Genomic DNA, 15,102 nt, shown 5'->3' on the forward strand with positions numbered 1-15,102 from the left:
TCGCCGCTACTTCGGCGCCGGGCTCAACCGGGAGGCGACCGCGATCCGGTTCCAGGCGTTGATGGTGGCGGTGATGGAGATCAGCCGGGCCAGCTCGTTCTCGTCGAAGTGGCGGGCCGCCTCCTGGTGCACCGCGTCCGGCACATGGCCCTCGGTCAGCAGGGTGACCGACTCGGCCAGCGCCAGGCCGGCGCGCTCGCGGGCCGTGTAGTAGGGGGTCTCCCGCCAGGCCGACAGCGCGTGGATCCGGTGCTCGGCCTCGCCCGCCCGGCGGGCCTCGGTGACGTGCATGTCGATGCAGAAGGCGCAGCCGTTGATCATCGAGGCGCGGATCTTCACCAGCTCGGCCAGCGCCGGATCGAACCCGGCCTGGGCCGCCTTGGTGGCCTGCACCATGGCCTGGTAGACGTCCTCCGCCACCTTGAGGAAGGCCACCCGCTGGGCGGGTGCGGGCACGGTCGGCTGCTGCTCGGTCGTGGTAGTCATGCGGACAACCCTAGGCAGTTCCGGGCTCCGCGCGGGGCCGCCACACGGGTGCTCCCACCACCGGTCAGCCGCGGTGCGCGCCGAGCCAGAAGAGCAGGTAGAGGAAGCCGGCGAAGCCGTGCGCGGCGGCGAGGTAGATGCCCACCCGGATCGCCACCCGGTGGTCGGTGCGCTTGCCGCCGTCGGTGGTGGGGGCGTACTGGGGTCGGGGGAGCTGAACAGCCATCGGATGCCTCCCAGGCAGGTGGGTTCAGGAGGAGGTGCGGGAGATGGGTTCGGGGGGTCGTTCGGGACGCGGGCTCAGGACGCGGGCTCAGGAGGGGGCGCGGGTGGGCACCGGCAGGCAGAGCTCGCTGGCCGGGCTCTGCAGCAGGGTGTGGACGAAGAGCAGCTCCACGCCCTCGGTGCCCTCGGCGGCGAACCGGTGCGGAGTGAGCGAGTCGAACTGGGCACTGTCGCCGGGCTCCAGCAGGTAGCCGCTCTGACCGAGGGTCAGCCGCAGCCGTCCCCGGGTGACGTGCAGCCACTCCTCGCCGGCGTGCACCCGCACCACCGCGTCCTGCAGACCGGGCGGGATCTGCACCCGCAGCGCCTGCATCGCCAGGCCCGGTACGCCGGCCCGCCGGTAGGCCCAGCCGCCGGTGGTGCTCGGGGGGATCTCGCCGCCGCGCACCACCGGGTCGGGCGCGCCGGCCTGCTCGCCGAGCAGGCCGGCCACCGTGGCGCCGTAGAGCCGGGCCAGCGCCAGCAGCACCGGCAGCGAGGGCTGGCGACGGCCGGTCTCCAGGCGGGAGAGGTAGGCTGGCGACAGTCCCGCTCGGGCGGCCGCGGCCTCCAGGGTGAGGCGGGCGGCCAGCCGGTGCTCCCGCAGGCGGGCGCCGAGGCCGGTCAGCTCGCCCTCGTCCGGCCCGCTCGGCCCGCTCGGTTCGGTGGCCCCGCTCGGTTCGGTGGTCATGGACCCAGTCCACACCCGCAGTGCCTCCGAGGCAACAAATGTGCCTCAGAGGCAAAATCCGCGCGACGGCCGCAGCGGAGCGCCGACCCGAGCAGTGCCCCGGACACGCGAGTGCCGCCGGGCTGACGTGTGGTCAGCCCGGCGGCACCGCGGCGTCACACCGCTGTCGCGCTACGCCGTCACGCTACTCGGCGGCCAGGTGCTCCCCCGCCAGCGCGGAGGCGATCATCGGGCCGGCCTGCGGCGCCCGGCGGGCCGGCTCGCGACCGGGCGGCTGCACCGGCCGCTCGCCGGCCGGCGGGTTGAGGGTCGGCCGCCGCACCGGCTCGCCGACCTCCACCCAGAGCGCCTCGCCGTCGTGGTCCAGGCGCAGCTTGTCGCCCTCGCGCAGGGTGTAGGTGGTCTCCTCGTGGGTGATGTCCACCCTGAGCAGGTGGTGGCGCACCCGCATCGAGAAGGCCAGCCGGGCCAGCCCGGCGGGCAGCCGCGGCCGGAAGGCGAGCGACTCGCCGTGGTCGCGCATCCCGCCGAAGCCCGCCACCAGCGCGATGCAGGCACCGGCGAGCGCGGCCATGTGCAGCCCGTCGCGGGTGTTGCCGCCCAGGTCGTGCAGGTCCATCAGGGCGGCCTCGGCGGTGTAGTCGTAGGCCAGGTCGAGCTGGCCCACCTCCGCCGCCATCACGGCCTGGGTGCAGGCCGAGAGCGAGGAGTCGCGCACCGTCAGGCGCTCGTAGTAGGCGAAGTTGCGGGCCTTCTGCTCGGGTGTGAAGGCGTCGCCCCTTATCTGCATGGCGAGCACCAGGTCGGACTGCTTGACCACCTGCTTGCGGTACAGGTCGAAGTACGGGTAGTGCAGCAGCAGCGGGTACTTCTCCTGCGGGGTGTTCTCGAAGTCCCAGACCTGGTGGTCGGTGAAGCCGTCCGCCTGCGGGTGGACGCCGAGCTTCTCGTCGTACGGGATGTACATCGCCTTGGCGGCGTCGCGCCAGGCGGCCGTCTCCTCGGTGTCCACCCCCAGCGCGGCCGCCTCCAGCTGGTGGCGGCCCACGGCCTCGGCGGCCGCCTTCAGGTTGCTCTGCGCCATCAGGTTGGTGAAGACGTTGTTGTCCGCGACAGCGCTGTACTCGTCGGGTCCGGTGACCCCCTCGATCCGGAACCGGCCCTGCGCGTCGTGGTGGCCCAGCGAGCGCCACATCCGCGCGGTCTCGACCAGCAGCTCCAGGCCGTAGGTGCGCTCGAACTCCACGTCCCCGGTGGCCCGGACGTAGCGGACCACGGCGACCGCGATGTCCGCGCCGATGTGGAAGGCGGCGGTGCCGGCCGGCCAGTAGCCCGAGCACTCCTCGCCGCGGATCGTGCGCCACGGGAAGACCGCGCCGGCCAGGCCCAGTTGGGCGGCCCGCTCGCGGGCCAGCGGCAGCGTGGTGTGCCGCCAGCGCAGTGCCTGGGCGACCGCGCCGGGCGCGGCGTAGGTGAGCACCGGCAGCACGAAGGTCTCGGTGTCCCAGAAGCTGTGCCCGTCGTAGCCGGGGCCGGTCAGCCCCTTGGCCGGGATGGCCCGCTCCTCGCTGCGCGCGGAGGCCTGCAGCACGTGGAAGAGCGCGAACCGCACCGCCTGCTGGAGTTCGACGTCGCCGTCGATCTCGATGTCGCTGGAGCCCCAGAACTCGCTCAGGAAGTCGCGCTGCTCGCTCACCAGACCGTCCCAGCCGGAGTACCGCGCGGCGGTGATCGCGGCCTCCACCTGGTCGCGCACGGCCGGCAGCGAGCGGGTGGCCGACCAGCCGTAGCCGATGAACTTGGTGACCCGCAGCCGCTCGCCGGGCTGCAGCACGGTGGTGGCGCTGATCCTGGCCTGATCGTGCCGGGCCTCGGAGGTGACGCTGACGCCGTCCGGGCCCTCGATCACGTGGTCCATGCCGACCGCGATCCGCAGGTTGCTGTACCGGGTGCGGTGCACCAGGGTCGCCTTGGTGCCGTGCGCGTGGTGCGCCTCGGCGACCAGCGGCGCCTCCAGCACGGCGGCCGCCCGCGGGTCGCCCTCGGCGCCCACCGGCAGTTGCTCGTTGGCGACCAACTCGGACTGGACCACGATCCGGACCGGGCCGTCCACCGCCTCGACCTCGTAGTCGACCGCGGCGATCGCCCGCTGGGTGAGCGAGACCAGCCTGGACGAACGGATCTTGATGGTCCGGCCGGCCGGCGAGGTCCACTCCGCCTCCCGCCGCAGCACGCCCTCGCGGAAGTCCAGCGAACGGCGGTGGCCGCGCAGTTCGCCGTACCGCAGGTCGAAGGGCTCGTCGTCGACCAGCAGCCGGATCAGCTTGCCGTTGGTGACGTTGATGACGCTCTGCCCGGACTCCGGGTAACCGTAGCCGCCTTCGGGGTAGGGCAGCGGGCGCAGCTCGAACACGCCGTTGAGGTAGGTGCCGGGCAGGCCGTGCGGCTCACCCTCGTCGAGGTTGGCCCGCAGGCCGATGTGGCCGTTGGAGAGTGCGAAGACGGATTCGCTGCGGGCCAGGCCCGCCAGGTCCAGTCGGTGTTCGGTCACGCTCCACGGATCGACCGCGAAGCCCTCCTGTGCGGTCACTTGGCCGCCCCCTCGATCAGTTCGGACAGGTCGTCCACCACCAGGTCCGCGCCGTTCGCCAGCAGGGCCTGGGCCTGGCCGGTCCGGTTGACCCCGACCACCGCCCCGAAGCCCCCCGCCCGGCCGGAGGCCACTCCGGCGAGCGCGTCCTCGAAGACCGCGGCGTCCTTGGGCTCCACGCCCAGGGCCCGCGCGGCGGCCAGGTAGGTGTCGGGGGCCGGCTTGCCGGGCAGACCGTCCCGTTTGGCCGTCTGGCCGTCGACCACGACGTCGAAGAGGCCGTCGATCCCGGCCGCCTTCAGCACGTCACGGCAGTTGGCGGAGGAGGAGACCACCGCCCTGGGCAGGCCGAGCACCCGCAGCCGGTGCAGGTACTCCACCGAACCCGAGTACGGCTGGACGCCCTGCTCGCGGATCAGGCGCAGCACCAGGTCGTTCTTGGTGGTGCTGAGACCGTACACGCTGCGGGTGCCCGGCGGGTCGGCTTCGCTGCCTTCCGGCAACTCGATCGAGCGGGACGCGAGGAAGGTCCGGGTGCCGTCCAGGCGAGGGCGGCCGTCCACGTAGCGGTCGTAGTCCTCGACCGGGTCGAACGGCACGAACTCGTCGCCGGTGCGGCGGGCTTCCTCGTGCAGGAAGTCGTCGAACATCACCTTCCAGGCGGCGGCGTGCACCTTGGCGGTCTGCGTCAGCACGCCGTCGAGGTCGAAGAGGTAGGCACGGATGTGGTCGGGTAGCCCCAGCATGGTTGCAGTCTGGACCAGAAGACTCGACTCCGGGTCGAATTCGGACGGCGCGTCGTACAGCGTTCAGTTGACTGTCCGTCATGTCGAATTCGAGTGCCGGACAAGGTCGGCCGACCGGCTCCTGCCACCTCTCCTACCCCGTCCGCGCGACCGCACTCACCTTGTCCGGCGGGCGCCCTCAACCCGTCTGGCGGGCCCGGCCACGCAGCTGATCAGCCAGTTCGCGCCAGCCCTCGGCGCACTCCAGGGCCAGCTCGGCCACCACCGGGAGCAGGTGCGGCGGGATGTCCTGGAGCTCGCGCTCGGCCCCGCTGACCGGGACCAGGCGCTGGTGCAGCCAGACCAGCAGCGCCCGCCCGTGGTCGGTGAAGCGCAGCGACGGGTCGCGGCGCAGCACCGCCAGGCCCGCGAAGGCCGCTTCCGCCGCCGGGACGGGCCGGCCGCCGGGCAGCCGGCGCTGGGCGAGCCGGCTTTGAGCGGGCTGCTGATGGGGCGGGGGCCGGTGCTGGGGCGGGGGCCGGTGCTGGGGCGGGGGCTGGGGCGGGGGCTGGTGGCGGGCTGGCTGGTTCTGGGCGGGCTGGCGCTGGGGCGGCTGGTTCTGGGCGGGCTGGCGCTGGGCCAGTCGGCGGATGGTGGGGGGCTGGGCCTGCGCCGCGACCGGGGCCACCGGTCGCGGCGCGGTGCGCTGGGGCGGGCCCGCGGCGACGGGGGTGCGGACATGGGCGGGTGCGTGAGCGTGGGCGGGTGCGTGGACCGGTGCGGGCGGGCGGACCGGGGTGCGCGCGGGCACCGGCGGCCTGGATGGCGCCGCCGTGCGCGCCGGCACCGGATCCTCGCCCCGGTCCACCCTGCTGCGCACCCCGTGCGCCGTCCCCAGGGAGACCCCGGCCGCCTGGGCGATCTCCCGCAGCGAGGCGCCCGGACGCTCCCTGATCACCTTGAGCGCCCGACGGCGCCCCTCGTCCGGGTTGACCGGGCGCAGCCGCCCGTCACGCCCCACGCGGGCGCCGGACTGCGCCCCGACGGCGGAGCGGCGGCGGATCTCACCCACCGTCTTGGCGGAGAGCCCCACGCTCCGTGCGATCGAGCGGTCGGAGAGCTCCGGTCGGGCGCGGACGATCCGCTCCGCGGCGGCCTTCCGCTCGGCGATCGAGAGCGGCAGGCCGCCGGCGAGGTTGGCCTCCACCCCGAGCAGGAAGGCGGTCTCCGGCGTGCCCTCCAGGTACTCGACGGCGACGGTCCGCTCACCGCGCAGCTCGGCGGCGCGCAGCCGGTGCGCCCCGTCGACCACCCGCATGCTGGGGCGGTGCACCAGCAGCGGCGGCAACTCGCCAGGGAGCGCCGCGAGGCGGGCGGCGTGCTCCTCGTCGAGCGGCGTGCTGCGCGGGGAGTCACCGGGGCGCAGCGCGTCCAGCGGGACGCGGTCGACGGCGGTCACCAGGACCTCCCCGGCACCGCGGCGCCGGGCTTGCCGGCCCCGGGCGTTCCGCGTCCGCGCGTTCCACTTCCGGACACCTCCCGAATTGCACGGTCGGACCCGGGCGAAACCGGCCCCGCCGCCGTTTCACCGATACCGCTGCGCATGATTCCGGTCCCTTTCTCGATCATTCCTCGATGCGGCCCGATATTCGTCCGACACCCTGCGGCCCTCCCGGCGACTCCCGCCCCGACCAGCCTGGGCCTACCCTTATCCCCGTCCCGGCACGGCATTTGACGAATCGTTCAGTGTTGTCAACGCGGCTGCTCGTTCAACCGATTCCCGTGGCGGGGGAGCCTGGTCGTGCCTCTTTCGGGGCAGCGCGAAATACCTCCCCAGCGGCAGTTCCGCCGCACGGCCGCCGCACCCGTGCCGCAGCTCCGCCGCATTCCCGCCGCATTCATGCCGCGTTCCCGGACCGGGCACCCGGGGCAGGCGTTCGAGGCCGGCCTTCGGGGGAGCCACCCGGGCGCGTACGGTGGCAGCGGCACGGCCCGATCGCGCAAGGAGCCCTCCCGGATGACCACGCAGCCCCCCGCACCCGCCGCACCCGAGCAGCCCTTGGTGCTCGCCCGCACGGACGGCCGGGTCGGCCGGCTCACCCTGAACCGCCCGCGGGCGATCAACGCGCTCAACCACCCGATGGTCACCGCGCTGCACGAGCAGCTCACCGCCTGGGCCGCCGACCCCGCCGTGGCGGCCGTGGTGGTCACCGGCGCGGGCGAGCGCGGGCTCTGCGCAGGCGGGGACATCCGCTTCTTCCACGACGACGCCAAGGTCGGCGGCGCCGGTGCCCGGGCCTTCTTCGGCGCCGAGTACCGCCTCAACCACCTGGTCTCCAGCTACCCCAAGCCGTACGTGGCCGTGATGGACGGCCTGGTGCTGGGCGGCGGGGTCGGCATCTCGGCGCACGGCTCGGTGCGGGTGGTCACCGAGCGCTCGGCGGTCGGCATGCCGGAAACCACCATCGGCTTCGTCCCGGATGTCGGCGGCAGTTGGCTGCTCGCGCACGCCCCCGGCGAGCTGGGCACCCACCTCGCGCTGACCGCCGGGCAGTTGACCGGCCCCGACGCCCTGCACTGCGGCCTCGCCGACCACTTCGTGCCCGGCGCGCGGCTGCCCGGCTTCACCGCCGCCCTGGCCGACCTCGAACCGGCCGACGCCGTGGCGCGGTTCGCCGAGGACGCGGGTCCGGCGCCGCTGGCCGAGCAGCGCGACTGGATCGACGCCTGCTACGCGGCCGACACGGTGGAGGAGATCGTCGCCCGGCTACTGGCCGCCGGGCTGCCCGAGGCCAAGGAGGCCGCCGAGCTGATCGGCGCCAAGTCGCCCACCGCGCTGAAGGTCACGCTGGCCGCGCTGCGCCGGGCCCGCGAACTGCCCTCGCTGGCGGCCGCGCTGAACCAGGAGTACCGGGTCTCGCTCGCCGGGCTGAGCTCGCCCGACTTCGTCGAGGGCATCCGGGCCCAGGTGGTCGACAAGGACCGCAACCCCCGCTGGTCGCCGGCCACCCTGGCCGAGGTGTCCGCGGCCGAGGTGGCACGGCACTTCGCGCCGCTCGGCGCGGGCAGGGAGTTGGGGCTCCCGACGGGCCCGGCCTGAGCACGGGTACTCAGCCCGACCGAGTAGCCCGACGCTGACCCGCGGCAGGCGGCCTGGGCGATGCTCGTGCCATGAGCACCCCGCCCCGCCGCCACTGGTGGATCATCCCGGCCGTCAGCACCGCGATCGCCGCCGCGCTGCTCGCGCTGGACGGCCTGATCGCGCTGGCCGCCGCCCTCAGTACGGACGCGTGCCCCGAGGGCGGCTGCCCGGGCATCGACGGCCACTTTGCCGTGGCGCTGGTCTCGATGCTCGCCTGCGCACCACTGGCCACGACGGCCTGGATCACCTCCCGGCAGGCCGGCAGGCCGGCCCTGGGCGGGCTGTTCTGCCTACTCACGCCCCTGGCGCCGCTGTTGGCGATGACGGCCTTCCTGACCGTCTCGTACGGCTCCTGACCGCCCGACTGCCCGACCGCCTGACTGCCTGACTGCCTGTCCGTCTGACCGGCTGACCGGCCGATCCCGCGATGGACTGCCTGATCGTCAGAGCGCGGAGTTCGCGAGTGGACCACGCGCGCCGCCCTGCTGCGGAAGCCCCTGCGCCACGCCCTGCGGAACGGCCTGCGCCACGCCCTGCGCCACGCCCTGCGGAACGGCCTCCGGCAGCACCGCCTCGGCGTGCCGCTCCCGGGCGAGCGCGAGCACCGCGCGAGCGATGGCGTCGGAGTCGGCGAGGATCACCGAGCCGACCCCGGGCCGGATCCCGGCCGCCGTCACCCAGTGCACCGCCTCGGTCGGCACCCCGAACGCGAAGCGCCGCGGATGGGCCCGCCCGGCCGCGTCGACCAGGTGGTACGGGCGCCCGGTGACCGCCAGGCCACCGGTCTCGTACTGCGGTCCGCGCGCGCAGTCGATCCGGAACGGCCGGCACTGCCCCGTGCTCAGCAGGTGGCGCAGCAGCGGGTCGACGGTGCGCAGCAGGTCCGGCTCCGGCAGCCGGGCCTCGATCAGCACCCGGGTCCGCAGCGGCCGTCCGGGGATCCGCGTGGAGGTGGCGAGGAAGCCGGAGCCGTCCGGCGCGGTGGCCACCTCCAGCCCCGGGCCGGTGAGTTCGACCACTCCGGCCTCGATCAGCGCGATCAGCTCCTCGGTGCGCGAGGGCGGCGGACCGATCGAGAGGAAGGCGTTGAGCGGCGTGTACCAGCCGGCCAACTCATCGCGGTAGGAGCCGCCTTCGATGCCGCCGTGGTCCACCGCGAGGCGGATCTCGTTGCGCAGGTCGCGCAGCACGTCCAGGGCCGCCTTGAGCGGGCCGCTGACATTGCCCTTGCGAGCCTCGCGCAGGTCCTGGCGCAGGTAGCCGAGCAGCCAGTCGCGGTACTCGGCGAGGTCGGCGAACTTCCGCTCGCCGTACGGCCGGGCGAGCTTCGCCCAGTCCCAGCGCTCGCCCTCCTCGATGCCGAAGGCGGTCAGCAGCGCGTCCTGCCGCGCGGGCTCGTCGATCGCCAGGTAGCGCTCCAGGAAGCCTTCCGCGCGCTCGGCGCCCGCGGCCCGCTCCCCGGCCTGCCCGTCGGCTCCGTGCTCCCCAGCACCCGTCCCGCGCTCGACGCCCGACCCGCGCTCGGCCAACAGGGCGGCGTAGTAGACGCCTTGCACCTCCTTGGCGATCAACGGCCACAGGTCCGCGTCGAAGTGCACCCAGCCGACCGGGCCGGCCTGCTCGCGCAGCCGGTCGATCAGCTCCGCGGTGAGCAGCCTGGGCAGGTAACGCCCGTGCGGACCCTTCTCGTTGTCGCCGCGCGCGTGGTAAGGGACGCCACGCCGGGAGCCCGCGAACAGCTTCGGCTCGCGCCCGGAAGGCCGGTAGACCAGCCCCCCGTCGACCCGCTCGAAGCGGCCGCCCCGACCGAGGGTGAACTGGGCCATGTGGTCGAAGAAGTTGAGGCCCAGCCCACGCAACAGGACCGGCTCGCCGGGCGCGACGGCCGACAGGTCCAGATCCAGGTCCGCCGGGTTCGACGGCTCGACGTAGGTCAGCCGGTGCTCGGCCGCGAAGGCCGCCAGCCGTGCCTCCTCGCGGGTGGCCCGGCGCGGCACGTGGCCCTGCGCCAGCACCACGGCGGCCAGCGGGGCCAGCACGCTGCCGTCGTCGAGCAGCAGGCGCTGGACCCGGTCGCCCGCGTCGTAGTCGTCGTCCAGCGCGACCGCCCGGGCGCGGTGGGTACGGATCGTGATCGCGGGCGGTGCGCCGGCCACGATGCGCGCGAACGCCCAGCTCAGGTAGCGCCCGTAGAAGGCGCGGGTGGGGTAGGAGTCCGGGTCGAGGGCGCGGGCCTCGGTGAGCGTCCCGGCGTCGTACTCCCCGCCACCCTCCCCAGCACCCTCCTCCACCAACGACCTGGCCCACTCGTACAGGCTCGGCCCCTCCTCCACCGGCCCCGCCAGCTCGACACTGCGGTCGGTGAAGACGGTGACCTGGGAGGCCACCGTGTTCATCAGCAGGTGGCGGGACTGCTCGGTCCGCCACACCCGGCCCGGCCCCGGCGACGCCGGATCCACCAGGTGCACCGTGATCCGGCCCGCCACCAGCCCGGCCCGCCCGTTCGCGCAGATCCGCTCCAGGACCGACAGACCGCGCGGGCCGACGCCGACGATGCAGACTTGCGTGTTCCAACCGCTCAACGGGATCTTCCGATCTACGGCTCGGACGGGGGTGGATCTGACGGCTGGTCAACATACCGGCTGTGCGAGGATTGTGTGTACTAACCAATCACCCGAACTGCCAAACCGCCCGCGACCTGCGCCGACTCCCACCCGCGCACCCGCGCGCACCGCCGAACCGCCGCCGTCCGCCAATTGCCCCCTTGACAGATCCCCGCCAAGGCCACAGAACACGGAAGACCAGGCCGGACATCGTCCGACCTGGTCTCCTGGAGTGGGGCGCCAGGGGCTCGAACCCTGAACCTACGGATTAAAAGTCCGCAGCTCTGCCGATTGAGCTAGCGCCCCGTGGCCGACTGCAAGCCTGCCGCGACGATCGTACCGGGTCATCCCCGCGAGTCGGCCAGCGGATTACCGCGCCGCGCGTCCCACCACTCAGCCGGCCGCCAGATACGCCAACCGCACCCGGCGCAGCCAGTCCTCCACCGGCGCCTCGTCCGGCGCGGCGGGCAGCGCTCCCGGGCGGTCCAGCCGCCGCTCGGCCTCCGCCAGCAGCGGCCCCGCCACCTCCGGAGACTCCGCGATCCGCTCCCCCAGCTCACGCACCCGCTCGGGGTCGGCGAGCCGCACCCGCAGCTCCCCGCTCTCGTGCAGACCCACCGCCTGCTCCAGCAGCCGCACCAGGTGTCGCGCGTGCTTGGCCGCCCGCGGCCCGGCCTGCCTGGTCCGCAGCTTGCGGAACTGCTGCCCCGCGTACCCGAGATACGCCGAGCGCACCGCCCCCGCACTCAGGAACCGCTCCCGCAGCCCGATCAGCTCCTCCCCCAACGGCGTCCGCTCCTCGTACAACTCCCCCGGCAACCATACGAGTTCGGACGCCGTCGGATTGCACACCAACGCCAGCCGGCACCACTTCGCCACCTCGTGCCACGTCCGGTCCGGCCCCGTACTCACCACCGACTCCACCGGCCGCCGCAACCCGTGCAACTCCCCCGTCGCCACCGCGAACACCCCGAGCCGATCCACATCCGACCCGACCCGCGCCAACCCGTACGCGGTCGACCCGACCACCCCGGAGAGCAGTACGTGCATGACTCCCCCTTGCCTCACGGCAGTAGCTACGCTGACCATCAACTCCGCACCATCCTGCTCCTGCCCACTGCGGGACAGCGAGCGCCTTTCTAGCACGGCTGCTGGGCAGCAAGTCAGCCGACCGTCAGCCAACGATGCGATGATCAGGGTCCGCAAGAGACATACAGTGCGAGGGAGAGCCATGGAGCTTGTTCTTGGCAAGAAGTATCGCCGAACCGAACTGCACGACGCCTTCGGTGGCAGTCGGCAGAGCGGAATTGCGCACTGCCGACGCGAACCAGTGATCCTGCTCTTCAGCAATCCCGCCAAGGGTCGCCATCATGGCTACCATGACGGCTGGGGTCCCGATGGAATATTCTATTACTGCGGAGAGGGCCAGATTGGCCCTCAACAGCTCTCCTCACAGGGAAATAAAGCTCTCCTGCACCACCAAAAGGATCAGCGAGCCGTTCACCTATTCCTGGCGAGCCCTGACAGCCTTCACGTTTACCACGGCCAGTTCTCCCTGGCCTCCGATGTTCCATACCGCTTCACCGAGGCGCCCGAAACGAACGGCGGCCCGCTGCGCACGGTCATCACCTTCCGACTTGAGCCAGTGAGTGACGTCCTGGCTGGTGGCCCTGTCCTGCCGCATGCCCCGACCGCCACACCCGAACAAGAAGCCACGGTCACGGTGGAAGACATCGAAATTGAAGCGCATAAAACCAAGACGATCCTCATCTCCCCTTCCGCGGAGCCGAGGAGCTTTTCACGCATTGAATCTGCACTCGTCCAGGAGTACTGCCGCCACATGGAGTCCACCGGACACCGGCTCACTCGCAAGCGCATCACTCAGCCCGGCGAGAGCAGTTCTCTCTACAGCGATATCTTCAACTCGACCGAGAACCTACTGATCGAGGCCAAGGGATCAATAACCCGCGAAGCCATCCGCATGGGCATCGGTCAACTCCTGGACTATCGACGCTTCATCGATCCCCGCCCGGAGCTGGCGCTCCTGGTGCCCGGCAAGCCGCGGCCGGATCTCCTTTCGCTCTGTGCGGACCTCGCCATCTCGGTGATCTGGCCACACGAAACCGGATACCAGCACGCCACTGCCAACCAGAGCGGCACGAATAACAGTTAGGGTCGGAGCCAGGCTACTGACGCCACAACTATCGATAGGAGCCCCCCATGCCCAAGCCCCCCACCACCTTCCCCACCACCACCCTCATCGCCGCCGCCGGCCTCCTCGGCGGCTACGGCACGGCCCGTTGGAGCGGCAACCGGCAGCTCGGGGGTGTCGTGCTGGTGGCGGCCGGGGCGGGGGCGGCGTACCGGTGGCGGCGGGAGGCGGGGGGTGGGGCTGCGGTGGCGCTGACGGGGTTGTACGTGGCGGCGTTCGGGGGGTCGCATCCGCTGGCGAAGAGGATCGGGGCCTGGCCGTCGGTGTTCGCGGTGACCGGTGCGGTGACCGCCGCTTCGGTGCTGGCCACGCGCGGGCGGAGCTGAGCGCGTCCCGTAAGGAGGCCTCGTGCGGAGCGGGGCAGGCCCTGGTGACAGCGGGGCGGGAACGGGGCAGGATCAGAGTGGCTACCCAGGAGGCCGCCGGGGGTCACAGGCAGTCGCGGCCGGGGGCGGGGAGCCGGGGTAGGACGTCGGGGACGGGCGTCGGCGGACAGGGGGACGGCGATGGGCCGGGGCGGGCACGAGGTTCTGCTGGGCTGCTGGTGGGCCGGCTTGGCGCTGCTGGTGATGGGGGTGCCGGCGATCGCCCTGGGACTTACCAGGTTCGCTCGGCGCGGCACCGAGGTGCAGGGCACGGTCGCCGAGGTCCAGGTCCAGGAGCGGGGAGGGTCCGCCACGTTGCTCCCGCTGGTGCGGTTCACCGATCCCGCCTCGGAGCGCGAGGTGATCGGGTCGCCCTCGTGCGGGCGGGTGCCGCTGGCCGGCTGGCCCGGGCAGCCGATCGCGGTGCGGTATCTGCCCGGTACGCCGGACCGGTTCCAGATCGGGCCGCAGACCAGCGTGTTCGACGTGGCGCTGACCAGCCTGCTGGTGATGACCCTGGGTTCGGTCGCGCTGGTGCTGACCCGGTGGACCGATCCGGACGCGATCGCGACCAGCGCGGTACTCGCCGCGTCCGGCCTCGCGTTGACCACCGCCACCGTGCTGACCCGTCGCGCGAGCCGGTTCGAGCGGTGTACCAGGCTGCGGGACAAGGGAGTTGTCGGCTGTGGACGGATCGTCGCAACCCTGGTGGTGGACGGCGGCGGGGACGGCGCGCACCGCTACCACCCGGTGCTCAGCTTCACCGCGGCCGGCGGCGAGCAGGTGACCGGGGTCGACCTGCGCACCCACAGCCGGGAGGCCTACCCACTGGACGACGCTCCGGTCCCGGTCCGCCACCTGCCCGACAATCCGCTGAACTTCGGGCTCGACGCCTCGGTGCGGCAGAGGTTCGCCGCCAAGGGGCCGGCCATGACCGCCATCGGCTTCGGCCTGGTCGCGGCACTCGCCTGCTGCGGAGTGCTGGTGATGGTGGGGACCAACCTCACCAACCGCTGACCGGCCCCCACCCCAAGGACGCCCGCCCCGAGTCACGCCCCCACCCTGAGTCACGCACCTGAGTCACGCTCCTGAGTCACGCCCCCGGGTCACACCCCCGAACCGCGCCTCGAAGGCCGCCCGGTTCGCCGAGACCGGCGAGCGGTCCCGGACCGCGAAGACCACGCGCTCGAACGCCGCCCCGTACGAGGCCAGCGCGACCGCGAAGGCCTCCGCGACCTGCGCCGGATCGTTGCGGAACACCCCGCACCCCCACGCCCCCAGCACCAGCTGCCGCACCTCGTGCCGGGCCGCCACCGCGAGCACCCGGGTGGCCCGCTCGGCCAGCAGCCCGCGCAGGTCGGCGGTTTCACCGCGCAGCGCCAGCTGGCCGGCGTTGGGCGCGGCAGCGGTCAGGAACGAGACGGGATACGGCCGCGCCAGCAGCGCACCGTGCCCGTCGCGGATCACCGGCACGTCCGGCGAGAAGATCACCCGGTGGCTGTACCGGAGGTCGGTCGAGGCGCGGTGCGCCGCGTAGTGGTCGGGTGCCGCCAGCAGGCAGTGGTAGAGCAGGGCGGTCCGGCACAGGTCCTCCTCCTGCGCCCGGGCACCGCGCAGGTAGCCGCCGCCGGGATTGCGCGCGGAGGCGAAGTTGAGGACGCCGACCCGGGGCAGCGCCGTGCCACCGGCCCGCACCAGCCGGTCGGCGGCCTCCAGGCTGCCCTCGGCGGTGACCTCGACGGTGAGCCCGACGGTGAGCCCGGCGGTGGGCCCGGCGGTGAGCTCAGCGGCCAAGTCGCCGGGGCCGGGAGCGGGGACGGCGGCCGGAGCGCCTGGCGGGACGTCATCCGGCCCCGGCCCGTACGCGACGGTGCCGGCCCGGGCCGCCGCCAGCGCCCCACCGACCGCCACCGCTCTGCCACCGGCCGCCCGGTAGTCGCCGCGCTCCGCGATCTCCTCGTTCTCCCGGGCCACTTGATGCAGTCTGCTGCTCATCCCGCTGACGGTAGGGGCCATCGCCGCCA

Annotated in this window: 14 protein-coding genes and 1 tRNA gene; 5 read left to right on the forward strand and 10 right to left on the reverse strand. The window is 73.1% G+C overall.

Annotation, left to right across the window (positions count from 1 at the left end; genetic code table 11):
• Positions 1–6 precede the first annotated feature (6 nt).
• The 6 genes from OG455_RS18390 to OG455_RS18415 all read right to left on the reverse strand — a co-directional run bounded on the left by OG455_RS18390 (position 7) and on the right by OG455_RS18415 (position 6,215).
• Entirely contained in the window at positions 7–486 is a 480-nt protein-coding gene (locus OG455_RS18390) for a carboxymuconolactone decarboxylase family protein (protein WP_266295075.1), read from the reverse strand.
• Between the two features lie 64 nt (positions 487–550).
• Complete coding sequence (locus tag OG455_RS18395; protein WP_266295077.1) at positions 551–712, reverse strand: DUF6126 family protein; 162 nt, start codon at positions 710–712, stop codon at positions 551–553.
• Between the two features lie 87 nt (positions 713–799).
• A complete protein-coding gene (locus OG455_RS18400; RefSeq protein WP_266295079.1) occupies positions 800–1,441 on the reverse strand; it encodes a helix-turn-helix domain-containing protein in 642 nt (213 codons plus the stop codon).
• Between the two features lie 184 nt (positions 1,442–1,625).
• A complete protein-coding gene (locus OG455_RS18405) occupies positions 1,626–4,031 on the reverse strand; it encodes a glycoside hydrolase family 65 protein (protein WP_266295081.1) in 2,406 nt (801 codons plus the stop codon).
• Positions 4,028–4,777 carry an HAD family phosphatase gene (locus tag OG455_RS18410; RefSeq protein ID WP_266295083.1) on the reverse strand — a complete coding sequence of 250 codons (750 nt, stop codon included), beginning with the start codon at positions 4,775–4,777 and terminating at the stop codon, positions 4,028–4,030. The genes OG455_RS18405 and OG455_RS18410 overlap by 4 nt, the downstream gene beginning before the upstream one ends.
• A 178-nt stretch (positions 4,778–4,955) precedes the next feature.
• On the reverse strand, positions 4,956–6,215 hold the full coding sequence (locus OG455_RS18415; RefSeq protein WP_266295085.1) for a ParB N-terminal domain-containing protein: 1,260 nt from the start codon (positions 6,213–6,215) through the stop codon (positions 4,956–4,958).
• Between the two features lie 558 nt (positions 6,216–6,773).
• On the opposite strand from OG455_RS18415, the gene OG455_RS18420 reads away from it, so the two are divergent.
• Positions 6,774–7,856, forward strand: coding sequence for an enoyl-CoA hydratase/isomerase family protein (locus OG455_RS18420; protein WP_266295087.1), 1,083 nt, complete (start codon positions 6,774–6,776; stop codon positions 7,854–7,856).
• Positions 7,857–7,927: 71 nt separating this feature from the next.
• Entirely contained in the window at positions 7,928–8,254 is a 327-nt protein-coding gene (locus tag OG455_RS18425; protein WP_266295089.1) for a hypothetical protein, read from the forward strand.
• 87 nt (positions 8,255–8,341) lie between these two features.
• Here OG455_RS18425 and OG455_RS18430 read toward each other — a convergent pair whose 3' ends face one another.
• From OG455_RS18430 to OG455_RS18440, 3 genes are all read right to left on the reverse strand, one after another.
• A complete protein-coding gene (locus tag OG455_RS18430) occupies positions 8,342–10,480 on the reverse strand; it encodes an FAD/NAD(P)-binding domain-containing protein (RefSeq protein WP_266295091.1) in 2,139 nt (712 codons plus the stop codon).
• Positions 10,481–10,734: 254 nt separating this feature from the next.
• Positions 10,735–10,807 (reverse strand) — tRNA-Lys (locus tag OG455_RS18435).
• An 87-nt stretch (positions 10,808–10,894) separates the two neighbouring features.
• Positions 10,895–11,551 carry a nucleotidyltransferase domain-containing protein gene (locus OG455_RS18440; protein ID WP_266295093.1) on the reverse strand — a complete coding sequence of 219 codons (657 nt, stop codon included), beginning with the start codon at positions 11,549–11,551 and terminating at the stop codon, positions 10,895–10,897.
• Positions 11,552–11,732: 181 nt separating this feature from the next.
• Between OG455_RS18440 and OG455_RS18445 the strand changes: the two genes are divergently transcribed.
• From OG455_RS18445 to OG455_RS18455, 3 genes are all read left to right on the forward strand, one after another.
• On the forward strand, positions 11,733–12,674 hold the full coding sequence (locus OG455_RS18445; RefSeq protein ID WP_266295095.1) for a restriction endonuclease: 942 nt from the start codon (positions 11,733–11,735) through the stop codon (positions 12,672–12,674).
• Positions 12,675–12,721: 47 nt separating this feature from the next.
• Positions 12,722–13,039, forward strand: a complete 318-nt coding sequence (locus OG455_RS18450) for a hypothetical protein (protein ID WP_266295097.1) — start codon at positions 12,722–12,724, stop codon at positions 13,037–13,039.
• 180 nt (positions 13,040–13,219) lie between these two features.
• Complete coding sequence (locus OG455_RS18455; RefSeq protein WP_266295099.1) at positions 13,220–14,095, forward strand: DUF3592 domain-containing protein; 876 nt, start codon at positions 13,220–13,222, stop codon at positions 14,093–14,095.
• A 63-nt stretch (positions 14,096–14,158) separates the two neighbouring features.
• On the opposite strand, the gene OG455_RS18460 is transcribed toward OG455_RS18455, so the two are convergent.
• Entirely contained in the window at positions 14,159–15,073 is a 915-nt protein-coding gene (locus tag OG455_RS18460; RefSeq protein ID WP_266295101.1) for a TIGR02452 family protein, read from the reverse strand.
• Positions 15,074–15,102 lie beyond the last annotated feature (29 nt).

This window comes from Kitasatospora sp. NBC_01287 (genome assembly GCF_026340565.1).
Taxonomy (GTDB): Bacteria; Actinomycetota; Actinomycetes; order Streptomycetales; family Streptomycetaceae; genus Kitasatospora.

Bases quoted from the DNA above. Each gene is read 5' to 3' on its own strand.
- OG455_RS18390 (WP_266295075.1), bottom strand. From the start codon at position 486: ATGACTACCACGACCGAGCAGCAGCCGACCGTGCCCGCACCCGCCCAG.
- OG455_RS18395 (WP_266295077.1), bottom strand. From the start codon at position 712: ATGGCTGTTCAGCTCCCCCGACCCCAGTACGCCCCCACCACCGACGGC.
- OG455_RS18400 (WP_266295079.1), bottom strand. From the start codon at position 1,441: ATGACCACCGAACCGAGCGGGGCCACCGAACCGAGCGGGCCGAGCGGG.
- OG455_RS18410 (WP_266295083.1), bottom strand. From the start codon at position 4,777: ATGCTGGGGCTACCCGACCACATCCGTGCCTACCTCTTCGACCTCGAC.
- OG455_RS18420 (WP_266295087.1), top strand. From the start codon at position 6,774: ATGACCACGCAGCCCCCCGCACCCGCCGCACCCGAGCAGCCCTTGGTG.
- OG455_RS18425 (WP_266295089.1), top strand. From the start codon at position 7,928: ATGAGCACCCCGCCCCGCCGCCACTGGTGGATCATCCCGGCCGTCAGC.
- OG455_RS18440 (WP_266295093.1), bottom strand. From the start codon at position 11,551: ATGCACGTACTGCTCTCCGGGGTGGTCGGGTCGACCGCGTACGGGTTG.
- OG455_RS18445 (WP_266295095.1), top strand. From the start codon at position 11,733: ATGGAGCTTGTTCTTGGCAAGAAGTATCGCCGAACCGAACTGCACGAC.
- OG455_RS18450 (WP_266295097.1), top strand. From the start codon at position 12,722: ATGCCCAAGCCCCCCACCACCTTCCCCACCACCACCCTCATCGCCGCC.
- OG455_RS18455 (WP_266295099.1), top strand. From the start codon at position 13,220: ATGGGCCGGGGCGGGCACGAGGTTCTGCTGGGCTGCTGGTGGGCCGGC.
- OG455_RS18460 (WP_266295101.1), bottom strand. From the start codon at position 15,073: ATGAGCAGCAGACTGCATCAAGTGGCCCGGGAGAACGAGGAGATCGCG.